Genomic DNA, 15,001 nt, shown 5'->3' on the forward strand with positions numbered 1-15,001 from the left:
ACATTATCTTCAACTTTTACCAGTTCAGCTGGAAAGTTAAAGGCATTTTGTACCATTTGCTGTACGGTACTTTCTGGTAGTTCATCACCAATTAAATGCGATAAAATTTTGCTGCTACGCGCGACAAAATCAAGATCAAGTAACTCATCAACATTACTTAGCGGCACTAAGCTATTTGGGAAAAAGACACCTTGATTGTTGCCTAATCCTACTTTTACCGCCTCTACAAACGATACCTTCTGCTCGGCGTCTTTTAGATTATGCAATAACATCACTTTCTCCTTTTTCTAGTACACGTGTGCCACGGTTATCTATTTTACAAATGTGGCTAAAACCGTTTTCATTCAAATAATTTTCTTTTAACCAAGCGTCTATCGCTTGTGCTTGCGCTTCACTTTTTGTTAAAGCCAAAAGCGTTGGACCAGCGCCAGAAATGGCAACTACTTCTGCACCTAATTCTGGTAATGCCGATTTGGCTTCGCTAAAGCCTGCGATTAATGATTGGCGATATGGCTCAGCAAGTTCGTCTTTCATCAGGGCTATTGCGCTATCAAATTGCCCGCTAAAACATAACGCAGTAAACGCGCTTAAACGCTGGCCATAATTAATGCTAGTGTGCATGCTGACTTCTTTTGGCAGCACAGCGCGTGCTTTTGCGGTATTCAGTGCAAAGCCTGGGTAGGCAACAACTAATTGCCAATTTTCATCTGTTGGTAACGCCAGTGAATTATTTGGTACTAAATCACCGCACAATTGCAACCCCCCTAAATAACAAGGTGCAATGTTATCGTAGTGGCGACCACCACTGACTTTTTCTTCAAAATCAGCCATTAATGCCAATAACTGTTTTTGTGAAAGGTTAGTATTAGCAAACTTATCAAGTGCCGCAAATGCAGCAACCACAGAGCAGGCACTTGAACCTAAGCCCGAACCAACCGGTAAGTTTTTCTTTAATTCCAGTTTACATGTTGGCATATCGCTTGAAACATGTTCACGGAAATGCACTAAACACTGATAAGCAAGGTTATTCTCTTTTGGACCTGCCAGTTTTTCAGCGTATTTTCCACTACATACAAATTCGTCTTGGCCTGAGTCGCTTGCTGCAATTGCAACAATATCGCCAAGCAAAGCGCCACTTACTGGCGCAAGTGCTGCGCCAAGTAAGTCAAAACCAACGGCAAAATTACCACTGGATGCGGGTGCATAAACTTCAATCATCACCCTCTCCTACGGCAGTGTTTTTAAAATATCGGCAAATACGCCTGCCGCAGTTACTTCTGCACCTGCACCATAACCACGAATGACAAATGGTTTTGGCTGATAGTATTGGCTTAAGATTGCCAGTGCATTTTCACCATCACGCACAGAGTTAAGCGCATCTTCTTTGCTTACTGCTTGAATACCTACTTTACATTTGCCACTTTCGATTGAACCAACATAACGCAGTACTTTGCCATCCGCTTTTGCTGATTCAACACGCGCCGTAAATTCAGCATCAAGTTCAGGTAGTCGTGCCATAAACTCATCAACACTTGACCCTTCAGCAAATTTTGGTGATACCACAGGTTCAACGTCAATATCATCGAGCTCTAGCTGTAACCCTGACTCACGAGCAATAATAAGTAACTTACGTGCCACATCCATACCGGATAAATCATCACGCGGATCTGGCTCTGTAAAGCCATTCTCTTTTGCTTGTTTGGTTGCGGCGCTTAAGCTTAAGCCATCCTCTACTACACCAAACATATACGACAACGAACCACTTAAAATACCGTTAAAGCTAAGTAATTTATCGCCTGCACCAAACAGCAGCTGCAAATTATCAAGCACAGGTAAGCCAGCACCTACGTTTGTTTCGTATAAGAATTTACGACCTGTTTTTTGTGTTGCTGCAACTAAAGATTGGTAATATGACTGCGAGCTCGTATTTGCTTTTTTGTTTGCAGCTACCACGTGGAAACCTGCATTAATAAAGTCTAAATACTTATCTGCTAAGAATTGCGATGATGAGCAATCAACAAGCACAGGGTTAATTAAATGGTTTTCTTTAACAAATTGCTCAACCGCTTTTAAATCAAAGCCCTGCTGTGAATCAGCAAGTTGCATTTGCCAGTTATCAAAATCTACGCCGTCGCTATCAAGTAGCATTTGACGCGAGTTTGCAACGCCATACAGATTTAGTTTGATATTACGTTTTTGCAGCCATTCTTGTTGGCGTTGTAGCTGACTAACCAGCTCTTTACCCACTAAACCACAGCCTAATAAAAATACATCGATGGAAGGCACATGGGTAAAGAAGTTTTCATGACATACTTTAACTGCATCATTACATGACTGGCCATCAATTACCGCTGAAATCGCGCTTTCTGTCGAGTCTTGCGCAATCGCAACAATGTTAACTTGTGCTTGAGCAAGTGATGCAAAGAACTTAGCCGCAAGGCCTTTATGGGCTTTCATGTTGTCGCCAACTAAAGTCACAATTGCTAAATTTTGTTCGATTTGGAATGGTTCTATCAGGCCTGCTTGGGCTTCTAACGAGAACGCTTGCTCAAGTGCATTTGTGGCTTTAGCTAAATCAGTTTGATAAACACAAAAGCTAATGCTGAATTCGCACGATGACTGTGTAATTAACACAATTGAGATTTCATCTTGCGCTAATGCACTAAATACGCGCGATGCCATGCCCACTTTGCCTTTCATGCCAGGTCCTGAAACCGTGATCATTGCAAGATCTTGTAAACTCGAAAGCGCTTTTACAAGCTCACCGTTAGAACTTGACTGCGCACTGATAAGCGAACCTGGTACATCAGGATCATGGGTATTTTTAATCTCGCACGGCACGCCATATTTTGCACACGGTAGAATTGTTTTAGGGTGAAGTACTTTAGCGCCAAAGTATGAAAGCTCCATGGCTTCTTTGTAGCTTAAGCTATCAATTTTCATTGCCGATTTGATATAACGCGGGTCGGCGCTGTAAACACCGTCTACATCTGTCCAAATTTGGCAGATTTTAGCATCGACACAGGCTGCGGCTATCGCTGCTGAGTAATCAGAGCCATTACGACCAAGGGTTGTTAACTCACCTTGCTCGCTTGCGGCAGTAAAGCCCGGCATAATATAAACCTTGCTTGGCTGCTCTGCTAATTGCTTTGCAAATTGCTGTTTTGATTGTGTTAAATCAACTTCTGCATCTAAATAATTGTTATTAGATGCAATGCACTTAGTTGCTTCAAGGTAAACAGGCGATAACTCATTTAACAACGCTTGCATCAGCGATACACTGACGCGCTCACCAAAGCTAATGACATACGCTTTTACTTGCGACGGGCAATGTCCAAGCAGCGCAACACCATCGAGTTTTTGTTTTAACTCAGCAAAATTAGGCCAATTTGTTACTGCTGCAACATCTGACACCTGAGATTTTAAGCCTTCGCTACGCGTAACAAGTGCTTGCCATGCAGCTGAATAATCTTGCCCTTTTTCAGCAAGTTCAGATAACTCAACAAGGCTGTCTGTCATACCACCTGGTGCAGATAAAACTAACAACATTTGGTCTTCAAGCTGACCTTTGGCAAGTTCAGCCACCTGCTTTAAACAGGCAAAGTCGGCAAGTGAAGATCCACCAAACTTTAATACTTTCATTCTTTTTCCCCATTCCAAAAACGAAAAAGGCCTGTGCTCTTAGTGAGCACAGGCCTTTAAATTTTGCGTACAGACCTATGCCACTATCCAGTTAGGATAATGGTTGTAGTAATCGTGGTAAGTACTAAATAAATCTGTTTCATGGGAACTAGACTGCCGAATCACAAAAGTAATGTCAACTATAAAAAAAGATAATTTATTCCATTTAGCTCTATAATAAATCAGCGTATGCCAAATTTATGCAAAAGCGATGAAAACGCATCATCTTTAAATGGTTTTTCAATAAAACCTAGCACACTATAATCAGCTACACGCTGTTTCATTTCAGGTTGGATATCGGCCGATATAATAACCGTATGTAGATGGATATTCTCAGCTTTTAAATTAGCTAACACCCCAAGGCCGTCCATTACAGGCATAGTGAGGTCGAGGCACAACAAGCCAAACTCTTGCTGGCGCAATAAATCTAATGCCTCTTGTCCATTTTGGGCTTGGCTGACCACAAAGTCATCGTGACTTTTAAAAAAACGAACAACTTGTTTTCGCGCTACAAGCGAATCATCGCACACAAGTACCGGAAATGTACTAGTCACAACATAAAAACCTAATAAAACTGCAATATACTCATAATATGAGTAAACGCTGTAATTGCAACAATTATGCAAATTACTTCTTATTACTCAGGATCTAAGTCAAATATTTATTAAAATTCCAAGAACAGCATAACAAAATGAACTAAGCTTTTATTTATTCAATTTATTTAACCACTTTCGTATTTATTTTTAAGCTAAAATTAGCTAACTTTAATGAGGTATATGAAAAAAAATTACAATAATGAGGATCTGGTTAATTCAATGTTAAGCAAAAGTCTTTCTAAACGCTTGTTAACCAGCGTACTCTCAGTTTATTTTGTACTTACATTTATCGTAACTTGCGGTCAGGTCATCGCAGAGTACCATAATTCTAAAGATCACATACAAAATGAACTTTCCACGTTACAAAAAACCTTTTCAGGTAGTTTAACGCGCGCTATTTGGGAGTTAAATACACAACAAACACGCACTATTGCTGAGGGTTTATTAGCAATTCCATCTATCGAAGGCGTAATCGTACGCGATGACAATGGTGAAATTATTTCGCAAATTGGTCAGTCCATAGATATTATCGAGCGCTATGAATCACAACTAGTACAAGAAGCTGTTCTAGTTCAACACACTACTTCAGGTTTATTTGGTTATACTTTCCCTTTAGTTTTTGAATTTTCAGGCCGTGCAACTCAAGTGGGTGACGTAACACTATTTTCAAGCCGTGAAGTAGTATTTAGCCGTATAATGGTGTCGCTTTACTTTTTAGTTGGTAACGCCCTCATTAAAACTACCTTTCTTATTATTTTATTTCTCATGGCTTTTAGGCGTTTACTTACAGAGCCATTGACTGATTTAACACAACAAATTGAAGAATTAGAGCTCGATAACTTAGAAGGTGCGCGCGTTAGCATTGAAACCACTGAGCATAACGAATTAAAAATTATGGAACATTCGTTCAATAAGTTAATTGATAAAGTGGTGAGTTATAAAGATCAATTAGAATTGACCCAAAAACAATTAGTACAAACCAACGAAAAGCTCGACCAACAAAACCTTCTTTTGGAACAAGAGGTTGCTCGTAAAACTTCCAATTTAAGTCAAGCCATGATGGATTTACAGCAACAAAAGTACGAACTAGAAAAACAAAAGTTAGTACTTACCGAAGAAGTAGATCGACGTAAAATGACCGAAAATGAGTTGCTATCTAAACAAGATGAACTCACCAAATATGTTGACGAACTTAACATGGCTCAAGAACGTTTAGTTGGCTCTGAGAAAATGGCCGCCCTAGGTGGTTTAGTCGCTGGTATAACACATGATATAAATACTCCTGTTGGCATTGGTGTGACTGCCACCTCTTTTTTACAAGAGCGTCTTGCACAGGTTGAAGCCGCTTATCAAGAGAAAACTCTTTCACCTAAAGCGCTTGAAGAATTTATTGCCGATGCAAAACAAAGTACATCCCTTTTAACCACTAACTTAGAGCGTGCATCTGAACTTGTTGCCAGTTTTAAACAAATTGCGGTTGACCAAGCGAGTGAAGCTGTTCGTCAAATTAACTTAAAAGAATATTTGAATGAAATTATCCGCTCACTTCACCCTAAACTTAAAAAGACAATGCACAAGATTAATATTCATTGTCCTGAAGACTTATTACTCAACTTGCCTGCTGGCGCGATCAGTCAGATTTTTACCAACCTGATTATGAATTCACTTATTCATGGTTTTGAAGGCATAAATGCTGGCACCATCGACATTAATATCCAAGAACAAGGTGGTGAGGTAGCAATTACCTTCAAAGATAACGGACGCGGTGTCGAAGCTGAACAACTTGAAAACTTATTTGACCCATTTTATACAACTCGCCGAGAACAAGGTGGCAGCGGTCTTGGTACGCATATCACTTTTAATCTAGTGAAGCAAACCCTTGCAGGTGACATCACTGCAACCAGCGAGCCTGGTAAAGGTTTATGCTATAAAATCACTTTCCCTAAAGATATGCCAAGTCCTGATTCATCGCCTTTGGTTGATTAAATGAACAAATAGAAAAGAAGCGCCTTAAGGCGCTTTTTTATTGTTTCCATCCCTGATAGTCTTAGCTGAATTTATTAAAGAAATTGGTTTTGCCAATACAATTTCAAGGATCCTTTCATGTGGTTTAGTAACCTAATTTGTTATCGCTTCAAACAAGAAGTTGATTACAATCAAGACGAATTTGAAAAAGCACTCGAACAAGACAAGTTTCGTCCCTGTAGCAGCCAAGATTTAAGCACATTTGGCTGGACTAAAGCGTTAGGAAAACATGGACAAATGCTTTCGCATTTTAGCAAAAAGAGCATTCTACTGTGTGCTAAACGCGAAGAAAAAGTACTTCCGCCTGCTGTGATCAATGACCTTCTTGCAGAAAAAGTGGAGCAAATTGAAAATAGCGAAAACCGCCCTGTTAAGAAAAAAGAAAAAGACGAGTTAAAAGAGAATTTAATCCACTCGTTATTACCTCAGGCGTTTAAAAAGTCAAGCTTACAATTTGCCTTTATCGACTTAGAAAAAGGCTGGATGGTAGTTAACAGCGCTAGCTTTAACAAAGCAGAAGAACTACTTGCACTACTACGTAAGTCACTCGGTTCATTGCCCGTGGTACCGGCGTTTGTTAATTACGATTTAAGTTTATTTTTAACAAGTTGGCTTGCAAAAGATGCGGCGCCAGAGCAATTTACTATTGGTCTAGATGCAGAGCTTGTTGAACCAGAAGAAAACGGTGCCAAAGTCGTACTTAAACAACACGATCTTGCCTCTGACGAAGTAAAAAGCCATTTAGACAACGGCAAAGTAGTTACAAAACTTGCCCTTGACTGGATGGAGAGAATTCGTTTTATGTTACATGAAGATGGCTCAATTAAACGTGTCAACTATGCCGAGCTGTTAAAAGAAGAAAACGCCGATATTCCAAAAGAAGATATGGCGGTAAAACTAGACGCTGACTTTATACTTTCAAGCGATGAAATTAAGCAAATGCTTGAAGCGTTGATTACAGCCCTTGGTGCCCCTGAAGATATACTATAAAACTTTTCAGTTATTCAAGGTAAAGCCGCATAAGCGGCTTTTAAGTCGGTTTTACTAGCTAAATTAACCTACACAATATAGTTTATTAGTTATATCGATATTTTTTCACTCATAGTCCGTGTTTTTAGATACACAGATCCTAATAAGTGGTGTTTCACGCTAGATAAGTCATATATGTAGACAGTAGTTATAATTGTATCCTAAAGACTCTGCTGTAATGAGTTAGATGATTTACTTAACATAAAAGCTGTGGGTTAAATTCACTCAACCAATATCATAAACAAAACTTTTATACACTGTTCAAAACAACCTTATTTCTTCCATCTGATTTAGCTTGGTATAGGTTTTTATCAGCATGCTTTAATGCATTCTCTAATCCAATACCATACGAGACTAATGCACCTATACTCACAGTAAAACTCACCCTTTTTTCATCCCATTTAAAAGTAGTATTTTGTATTTCAGTTTTAAACTCATCTAACTGTTGGCTAATATCGCTATCTTCTCCTACTTCCTGAATTACAACAAACTCCTCACCTCCAAGCCTAGCGCACAGTCCATTTGGAAAATACTTAATCAATATATTTGAAAATAACTTAAGCACATAATCACCACAGTCATGCCCATATGTATCATTAATTCTCTTAAAAAAGTCAATATCCAAGATAAGCACGCAAACAGCTCTATTATTGGAACTTAGTGATTGCAACAATTGACTGCCTTGCTCAAATAAAAAGCGTCTATTGTAGAGTTTTGTTAAAGCGTCTTTATTAGCGAGCTCGTGAATGTGATCTAAGTGCTCAAGCGCTTCTAAGTTCATATTTATGCGACAAGACAACTCAGCAAAAGAGTAAGGTTTATTCAAGAAGTCATTTGCACCATATTTAATAAAACTAATACCTAAATCACCTTGTGAAGATGATATTCCAATAATCGCTAAATTATCCTTTGCACGTATCTCCCTTGCTTTAACAACTAGATCAAAACCACTCATAACCGGCATTTCATGATCAGTAATTAATAACCTTATATCTAAGTTTTCCTTAATAATTTGGAGAGCATCGTGACCATTTTTAGCTTTAAGCACTTGGAAGTTTAATAAACTCATGACTTCACTCAGTAACGATAAACTGAGTTCTGAGTCATCAACAATCAGCACTTTAATAAATTGGTTTTTATGAAGTCTTACCGCCAAGTTGACAACATATTCAATAGAGTTTGGGGCACTCTTAAATACATAATCAATTAATTTAGGTACATTTAAATAGTTCTGTATAGACTCTTTGCCCAAACCGGTTAGCGCAATTATTCTTACTCCCGAGCGGTTAACCAAATTAATAATTTCACCGTTTGGTGAATCTGGCAAACTCAAATCACAAATGGCAACCAAATAGTTATGTCTGTTTTTGCTGAGTGCTGCTTTAGCTTCCTGATAATTAGCTACGCATTCTATAGAGAAACGGTGATGGCTACCTAACATGCTTTTAAGCATGTTTGATGTGTACTGTTGATCTTCAATGACTAAAATAGAACTAATATGCTCATTTACCTGACTACTGTCATGTTCGGTAGTTCGTAAAGACTGACGAAGCGTCATATTATGTCCTATGATGATTTTTAAGCTATTTAAAAATATTAGCTTTGCTCAAATTTTTAACAAGTTTTCAGCTAGTAACACTGTATTAAAGTTTTTATTTAGCAAGGTTTAATCGCAAACCAGCTAATCCACTATAAAAAGTTTAAGTTGTGAAATTCCGAAATTTAAATAATTTGCAGAGTTATACTCCCACTAACAAACAGTTATTAGGGTTTGTTTTTCAAGCACAAAGGGTGAGCAGAAAACATAGACGTTTTTTATAGAGATGATAGTGACAATGCATAAAAAAGCCGCTGATGCGGCTTTTTTAATCTGGCTGAAAATAGCAATTACGCCATTAGGTTTTGTAGCTTTTTCATTGCGGATTTTTCTAGCTGGCGAACACGCTCTGCTGATACTTGGTACTTAGCAGCTAGGTCTTGCAGTGTTTCTTTCTCTTCTGCTAACCAACGTGCGCGGATAATATCTTGTGAGCGCTCATCTAACGTATTTAACGCTGAGAATAGACGCTGGTTTGAGTTATCCTGCCACTGCTCTTCTTCAACCGTTTCTGCTAAGTCTGACGATTGATCTGTTAAGTATTGAACAGGCGAGAACTGAGACTGCGGCATACTTTCGTCTTCGTCCGCATTTAAATCAAAGCCCATATCTTGACTGCTCATACGCGATTCCATTTCACGTACGTCTTTTTCAGATACACCTAATTCGTTAGCAACCGTTTGCACTTCTTCGTGATTAAACCAACCTAAACGCTTTTTGTTTTTACGCAGGTTAAAGAATAATTTACGTTGCGCTTTTGTTGTTGCAACTTTAACGATGCGCCAATTTTTAAGCACATACTCATGAATTTCTGCTTTAATCCAGTGAACAGCAAATGATACTAAGCGTACACCTACAGTTGGGTCAAAACGTTTTACAGCCTTCATCAGGCCAACGTTTCCTTCCTGAATAAGATCTGCCTGCGGTAAACCATAACCCGAATAGCTCTTCGCGATATGTGCAACAAATCTAAGGTGTGACATGATTAACGCTCTTGCTGCATTAAGGTCGCCACTATCCTGTAGCTTCTCTGCCAATGCCTTTTCCTCATCCGCACTTAGCATAGGAATAGTGCTTACAGCTTGTAGATAGCTTTCGATGCTACCTGCATTTTGCGGCATACTAAGTGTTAGGGCATTCATCTCTTTTGTCATATTTCACCTCAGGTGGAGTAACAAACTTTCTCAATTTTAGCACTCTCTTAACCAGAGTGCTAATCTGAATTTACAGGTTTTGAGCAGGAATTCAAGTTAAAGTTCCATGAAACTTGTAAGAAAAAACTAATCTCATGAAATATAGACAATTTTAAATAGATATATTCTTTGCAACAGACCAAACAAAGCTAAACTTCGTTTGGTTCTATGGCATCAATGTAGCGTTTAACCGATAAAAACGAGCCAAATAACCCCAAGCTAATCGCTAATCCTAGCAGTACTAAGAACTCGCTAAAGTTAAGCCCTTGCAAATTAAAGCTGGCATTATAAACACCCACTACATGGGTTACTGCATTATCAAGCCAAAGTATCATCATTAATACAGCAAGAAAGGCAATAAAACCGCCAACAATGCCGTACCAAATGCCTGTCCATAAAAATGGCGCTTGTATAAAGTGGTTAGTAGCACCAACAAGCTTCATAAGCTGTATTTCTTGTTTTTTATCCATAATGGATAAACGAATGGTGTTACCAACAATCAGTACCACTGAGGTTAAAAGTAAGAAAGCGATAGTTAATACACTCTCTCGAAGCAGGCTTAATAAGGCATTTAGCCTTTCAAGCCATTCAATATCGAGTTTACCAAAGTCCACATCTCGCTCACGCTCTAATTTATCGAGTAACTCTCGCGCGGCTTCCGGTTTGGTAAATTGGCTATTTGGGGTTACCAGCACAACACTCGGTAGCGGGTTTTCGTCAAGATAGTTAAGCGCTTCACCAAAACCAGATGCCACTTTAAATTCTTCTAACGCATCTTGTTTTGAGATAAAACGTACTTCTTTTACTTCTTTATAAAGTGATAAACGCTTTACCAGTGCGGTTGAGTCTTTGTCTGAAATATCTTGCTTTAAAAAAAGTGAGATTTCCGCAGCATTATCAAAACCACTACTTACCTTTTGCACATTTTTAACCACCACATAAAGAGTGGTTGGTAAAGTTAAACTAAGGCCAAGCACTGCAATGGTCATCAATGATGCAACCGGCGTACGCCACAGTTCACCAAGGCTTTGTACGCCCTGACGGATAGTATTCATAAAGCCAAAATACAAACCCATGACAGATGAATGCTTTACTTGTTCGCCCTGACTTTTTCGTCCTTTAAATAATAAACTCACAGCGTATCTCCCATTAATGGATCAACCACTAAGTTACCTGCTTTTAAAGTTAAACTGCGATATTTCATGCGGGCAATCAGGCCAAGATCGTGCGTTGCAATTAGCACTGTGGTGCCGTGTTGATTGAAGTCTTCAAATAACTTTAAAATTTCAACAGAAAGTTCAGGGTCTAAGTTACCCGTGGGTTCATCGGCCAGTAGAATAGGTGGGGAGTTAACAATGGCACGTGCAATACCAACACGCTGCTGTTCACCTCCTGAGAGGGTTTCTGGTGCACAGCGGGCTTTATTTAAAAGCCCTACCTTATCAAGTGCACCATGAACGCGCTTTTCAATATCACGGCGATGGCTACCAGCAATAATTAACGGCAAAGCCACATTATCAAATACTGAATAACGGTCTAGCAGACGGTGATTTTGAAAGATCACGCCAATATCTCGCCTAACATAAGGCACTTGCTTGGCCGTTACTTTATTCAAGCACACGCCATTAATATAGACTTCTCCTGCTGATGGTCGTTCCATCAGACTGATTAGCTTTAACAGTGTGCTTTTCCCTGCCCCACTGTGGCCAGTTAAAAAAGCAAGCTCACCTTGTTGTAAGTGAAAGCTTACTTTTTCAATGGCTTTGTGACCGCCGGGGTATGTTTTACTTACCTGTTCAAATTTTATCATTATTATAATTATGTCTTTTTTTATTCTTCGCTAAACAGTGCCTCTATAAAATCAGCACTGTTAAAGGTACGTAAATCATCAATACCTTCACCCACACCAATGAAGCGAATTGGAATGTTAAACTGATCTGCTACCGCAAAAATAACACCACCTTTTGCAGTACCATCTAATTTAGTTAAGCTGATGCCAGTTAAGCCAACCGCTTGGTCAAATAACTTCACCTGACTAATCGCATTTTGACCTGTACCTGCGTCAATGGTAAGCATTACTTCATGCGGCGCATTCACATCGAGCTTTTTCATTACTCGTGCGATTTTTTCAAGCTCTTGCATTAGGTGATCTTTGTTCTGTAAGCGCCCAGCTGTATCGGCAATTAATACATCTACATTACGCGCTTTTGCAGCTTGAAGCGCATCAAATACCACAGATGCACTGTCAGCGCCGGTATGCTGCGCAATAACTGGAATGTCGTTACGCTCACCCCAAACTTGTAATTGCTCAACAGCAGCCGCACGGAATGTATCGCCTGCTGCTAACATAACTGATTTACCTTCAGCTTGAAATTGCTTAGCTAGTTTACCAATGGTCGTTGTTTTACCAACACCGTTAACACCTACCATTAAAATAACAAATGGGCCGTCGCTATTATCAATAACAAGCGGTTTATCGGCACTTGCCAACATTGACGACATTTCTTCTTTTAACAAGCCGTAAAGTGCATCACCATCTTTAAGCTGCTTTCGATCAGCTGCATCAGTTAAGCTATCAATTAACTTTAATGTGGTATCAACACCCACATCTGCCGTAAGTAGTTGAGTTTCGAGCTCTTCAAATAACTCATCATCGATTTTTTTGCCGCTAAAAATGTTAGCAAAGCCAGCACCGATATTTTGCTTTGTTTTAAGTAAGCCTTTCTTTAATCGACCAAAAAAGCCTAATTTAGGTTCTTTTTGTTTAGCTTCTTCAGCAGCTAAACGAGCAGCTTCTTCGGCCTGACGTTTTTCTTCTGCCTCAGCTGCTAAACGTGCAGCTTCTTCTGCTTGGCGTTTTGCTTCCGCCTCAGCTGCTAAACGTGCAGCATCTTCTGCTTGACGTTTTGCTTCTTCCTCAGCTGCTAAGCGAGCTGCTTCTTCTGCTTGGCGTTTTTCTTCAGCTTCAGCTGCTAAACGGGCAGCCTCTTCGGCTTGACGTTTTTCTTCTGCCTCAGCTGCTAAACGGGCTGCTTCTTCTGCTTGGCGTTTTTCTTCTGCCTCAGCTGCTAAACGTGCAGCCTCTTCGGCTTGACGCTTTGCTTCTGCCTCTGCTTCCAAGCGAGCCGCTTCTTCTATTTGGCGCTTTTCTTCTGCCTCTGCTTCCAAGCGAGCCGCTTCTTCTATTTGGCGCTTTGCTTCCGCATCAGCTGCTAAACGAGCAGCTTCTTCGGCTTGGCGCTTCTCTTCCGCTTCAGCGGCTAAACGAGCAGCATCGATAGCTTGACGTTTTTCTTCAGCCTCTAAACGTGCAGCTTCTTCAGCCTGACGCTTCTCTTCCGCCTCAGCTTCCAAACGTACTTTTTCTTCCGCTTCTAATCGCGCTTGTTCTTCTGCCGCTAAACGGGCTTCTTCTTGTTGCTGTTGCTCGTCTTTTTTTCCGAAACCAAGCCAAGATAAAAATTTATTTTTTGCCATTTAAGTTAAATACCAATCACAAAATTCTGATAAACTACAATTCCCAATATGGTATCACTTTCACCGATGAATGAAAAAAATCATATTGGTTTTTTAGTCTAATTCTGTAAGTAAATTTTTAATGAAATCACACAAGTCCAAAAACAAACCAACAATGAGTTCTGGTCAAATTAGAATTATTGGTGGTAAGTTCCGCTCTCGAAAGCTAAAAGTATTAGATGTAGCAGGTTTAAGACCGACTACTGATAGAGTGAAAGAAACTGTTTTTAACTGGTTAATGCCTTACACCAGTAATGCGAATGTGTTAGATTGCTACGCAGGCTCTGGTGGCCTTGGTTTTGAAGCATTGTCTCGTTATGCCGAAAACGTGACCTTTATAGAACTAGATAATCTTGCGCATCGTCAACTTGCAGAAAATATCAAACTACTAAACGCTGACAATACACAATTGTTTAATGGTAATTGTTTAGAAGTATTACCTAAGTTGACTGGCAACTATGATTTGGTTTTTATCGATCCTCCATTTAGAAAAGATCTTGCTTCAAGCACATGCCATTTACTTGAAGAACTTCAATTATTAGCTGACGATGCTGTTATTTATCTTGAAGTTGAAAAAGAATTAACCAATCTTGAGTTGCCTTTAAACTGGCAAATTTTAAAAGAGAAGAATTTTGGACAAGTAACGAGCTACTTACTGCAAAGGTAAGCAGCTCAGATATTTTCTAGCACTCAATGCCAATATTACTTTGACCATCAGCAAGCGCTAGTTGTTTTAACTCTTTCGCAGAGTCTTTATCAATACGTTGACATGATTCTACTTTATCTATTAGTTCAGCCAACACATCCATTTCGTAATTCATTAATGGGTGTGCTCTAAGTGCTGAATTGTCAGCAACTTCACCTTCAGTTGTCAGCTGATATTCAATAAATTTGGCAACACTGGCCTGCGAAATCTTACAAACATCGACAAAGTTAGCCTCTTCTTTTTGTTGCATACCATTAATCAAGGTAATCAAAGCTGTGCAGGTATCAATTGCAGGGTAAACACCAAACATATCAAAGTCATTTAAATCTGGTGTATTTAATTCAACTTTTTCATTAAGTTTTTCAAGGCTAATTTTTGCTTTTGGTATTAGCAATTTTTCCCAAAGTGAATTTAATACATTGCGCAATTCCGCTGCATTACCAAATTCAAGTGCCTCACTAAACAGCACATAATTAGGAAGCATACGCTCTATCATTGCTGCTGCTAGTGACGCTTGCTGTAAATAGTTCAGTTCTCGAATACGTTGAAAATTATTAGGTTTTTTCATTTTTGATAGGTCTTATCTGCAATTAGCCGAATTGTAGCAAGTTTCTGTATAAAACACATAAAAAAGGCGTGCAGATTTGCACGCCTTGTT

General features: G+C 39.3%; 12 protein-coding genes and 1 pseudogene. 3 read left to right on the forward strand and 10 right to left on the reverse strand.

The window, feature by feature from the left end:
- From ABYD77_RS05955 to ABYD77_RS05970, 4 genes and pseudogenes are all read right to left on the reverse strand, one after another.
- Positions 1 to 272: pseudogene (locus tag ABYD77_RS05955) on the reverse strand (threonine synthase); the annotation flags it as partial.
- Positions 259 to 1,218, reverse strand: a complete 960-nt coding sequence (gene thrB / locus ABYD77_RS05960) for a homoserine kinase (protein WP_372767965.1) — start codon at positions 1,216 to 1,218, stop codon at positions 259 to 261. The gene thrB and the pseudogene ABYD77_RS05955, both read right to left, overlap by 14 nt.
- Before the next feature lie 9 nt (positions 1,219 to 1,227).
- A complete protein-coding gene (gene thrA, locus ABYD77_RS05965) occupies positions 1,228 to 3,642 on the reverse strand; it encodes a bifunctional aspartate kinase/homoserine dehydrogenase I (protein ID WP_372767967.1) in 2,415 nt (804 codons plus the stop codon).
- A gap of 221 nt (positions 3,643 to 3,863) precedes the next feature.
- Positions 3,864 to 4,235 (reverse strand): response regulator, encoded by a 372-nt coding sequence (locus tag ABYD77_RS05970; protein ID WP_372767969.1) that lies wholly within the window; start codon positions 4,233 to 4,235, stop codon positions 3,864 to 3,866.
- A gap of 261 nt (positions 4,236 to 4,496) precedes the next feature.
- Here ABYD77_RS05970 and ABYD77_RS05975 point away from each other — a divergent pair, with 261 nt between their 5' ends.
- Both ABYD77_RS05975 and rdgC read left to right on the forward strand, forming a co-directional pair.
- Entirely contained in the window at positions 4,497 to 6,263 is a 1,767-nt protein-coding gene (locus ABYD77_RS05975; RefSeq protein WP_372768030.1) for an ATP-binding protein, read from the forward strand.
- A 117-nt stretch (positions 6,264 to 6,380) separates the two neighbouring features.
- Entirely contained in the window at positions 6,381 to 7,292 is a 912-nt protein-coding gene (rdgC, locus tag ABYD77_RS05980) for a recombination-associated protein RdgC (protein WP_372767971.1), read from the forward strand.
- Positions 7,293 to 7,581: 289 nt separating this feature from the next.
- Here rdgC and ABYD77_RS05985 read toward each other — a convergent pair whose 3' ends face one another.
- The 5 genes from ABYD77_RS05985 to ftsY form a co-directional block, all read right to left on the reverse strand.
- Entirely contained in the window at positions 7,582 to 8,889 is a 1,308-nt protein-coding gene (locus ABYD77_RS05985) for a diguanylate cyclase (protein ID WP_372767973.1), read from the reverse strand.
- Between the two features lie 329 nt (positions 8,890 to 9,218).
- The gene (gene rpoH, locus ABYD77_RS05990; RefSeq protein WP_372767975.1) at positions 9,219 to 10,082 is read right to left on the reverse strand and encodes an RNA polymerase sigma factor RpoH; all 864 of its coding nucleotides are present in this window, start codon (positions 10,080 to 10,082) and stop codon (positions 9,219 to 9,221) included.
- Positions 10,083 to 10,270: 188 nt separating this feature from the next.
- On the reverse strand, positions 10,271 to 11,257 hold the full coding sequence (ftsX, locus tag ABYD77_RS05995; RefSeq protein ID WP_372767977.1) for a permease-like cell division protein FtsX: 987 nt from the start codon (positions 11,255 to 11,257) through the stop codon (positions 10,271 to 10,273).
- On the reverse strand, positions 11,254 to 11,931 hold the full coding sequence (gene ftsE / locus ABYD77_RS06000; protein WP_372767979.1) for a cell division ATP-binding protein FtsE: 678 nt from the start codon (positions 11,929 to 11,931) through the stop codon (positions 11,254 to 11,256). Before ftsE ends, ftsX begins: the two co-directional genes overlap by 4 nt.
- A 20-nt stretch (positions 11,932 to 11,951) precedes the next feature.
- Positions 11,952 to 13,598 carry a signal recognition particle-docking protein FtsY gene (ftsY, locus tag ABYD77_RS06005; protein WP_372767981.1) on the reverse strand — a complete coding sequence of 549 codons (1,647 nt, stop codon included), beginning with the start codon at positions 13,596 to 13,598 and terminating at the stop codon, positions 11,952 to 11,954.
- A 121-nt stretch (positions 13,599 to 13,719) separates the two neighbouring features.
- On the opposite strand from ftsY, the gene rsmD reads away from it, so the two are divergent.
- The gene (gene rsmD / locus ABYD77_RS06010) at positions 13,720 to 14,304 is read left to right on the forward strand and encodes a 16S rRNA (guanine(966)-N(2))-methyltransferase RsmD (protein ID WP_372767983.1); all 585 of its coding nucleotides are present in this window, start codon (positions 13,720 to 13,722) and stop codon (positions 14,302 to 14,304) included.
- Between the two features lie 16 nt (positions 14,305 to 14,320).
- On the opposite strand, the gene ABYD77_RS06015 is transcribed toward rsmD, so the two are convergent.
- Positions 14,321 to 14,911, reverse strand: coding sequence for a YjaG family protein (locus tag ABYD77_RS06015; RefSeq protein WP_372767985.1), 591 nt, complete (start codon positions 14,909 to 14,911; stop codon positions 14,321 to 14,323).
- Between the last annotated feature and the right edge of the window lie 90 nt (positions 14,912 to 15,001).

Source organism: Pseudoalteromonas sp., from assembly GCF_041629635.1.
Classification (GTDB): domain Bacteria; phylum Pseudomonadota; class Gammaproteobacteria; order Enterobacterales; family Alteromonadaceae; genus Pseudoalteromonas.

Bases quoted from the DNA above. Each gene is read 5' to 3' on its own strand.
- rpoH (WP_372767975.1), bottom strand. From the start codon at position 10,082: ATGACAAAAGAGATGAATGCCCTAACACTTAGTATGCCGCAAAATGCA.
- rdgC (WP_372767971.1), top strand. From the start codon at position 6,381: ATGTGGTTTAGTAACCTAATTTGTTATCGCTTCAAACAAGAAGTTGAT.
- ftsE (WP_372767979.1), bottom strand. From the start codon at position 11,931: ATGATAAAATTTGAACAGGTAAGTAAAACATACCCCGGCGGTCACAAA.
- thrB (WP_372767965.1), bottom strand. From the start codon at position 1,218: ATGATTGAAGTTTATGCACCCGCATCCAGTGGTAATTTTGCCGTTGGT.
- ABYD77_RS06015 (WP_372767985.1), bottom strand. From the start codon at position 14,911: ATGAAAAAACCTAATAATTTTCAACGTATTCGAGAACTGAACTATTTA.
- ABYD77_RS05985 (WP_372767973.1), bottom strand. From the start codon at position 8,889: ATGACGCTTCGTCAGTCTTTACGAACTACCGAACATGACAGTAGTCAG.
- thrA (WP_372767967.1), bottom strand. From the start codon at position 3,642: ATGAAAGTATTAAAGTTTGGTGGATCTTCACTTGCCGACTTTGCCTGT.
- ftsY (WP_372767981.1), bottom strand. From the start codon at position 13,598: ATGGCAAAAAATAAATTTTTATCTTGGCTTGGTTTCGGAAAAAAAGAC.
- ABYD77_RS05975 (WP_372768030.1), top strand. From the start codon at position 4,497: ATGTTAAGCAAAAGTCTTTCTAAACGCTTGTTAACCAGCGTACTCTCA.
- rsmD (WP_372767983.1), top strand. From the start codon at position 13,720: ATGAAATCACACAAGTCCAAAAACAAACCAACAATGAGTTCTGGTCAA.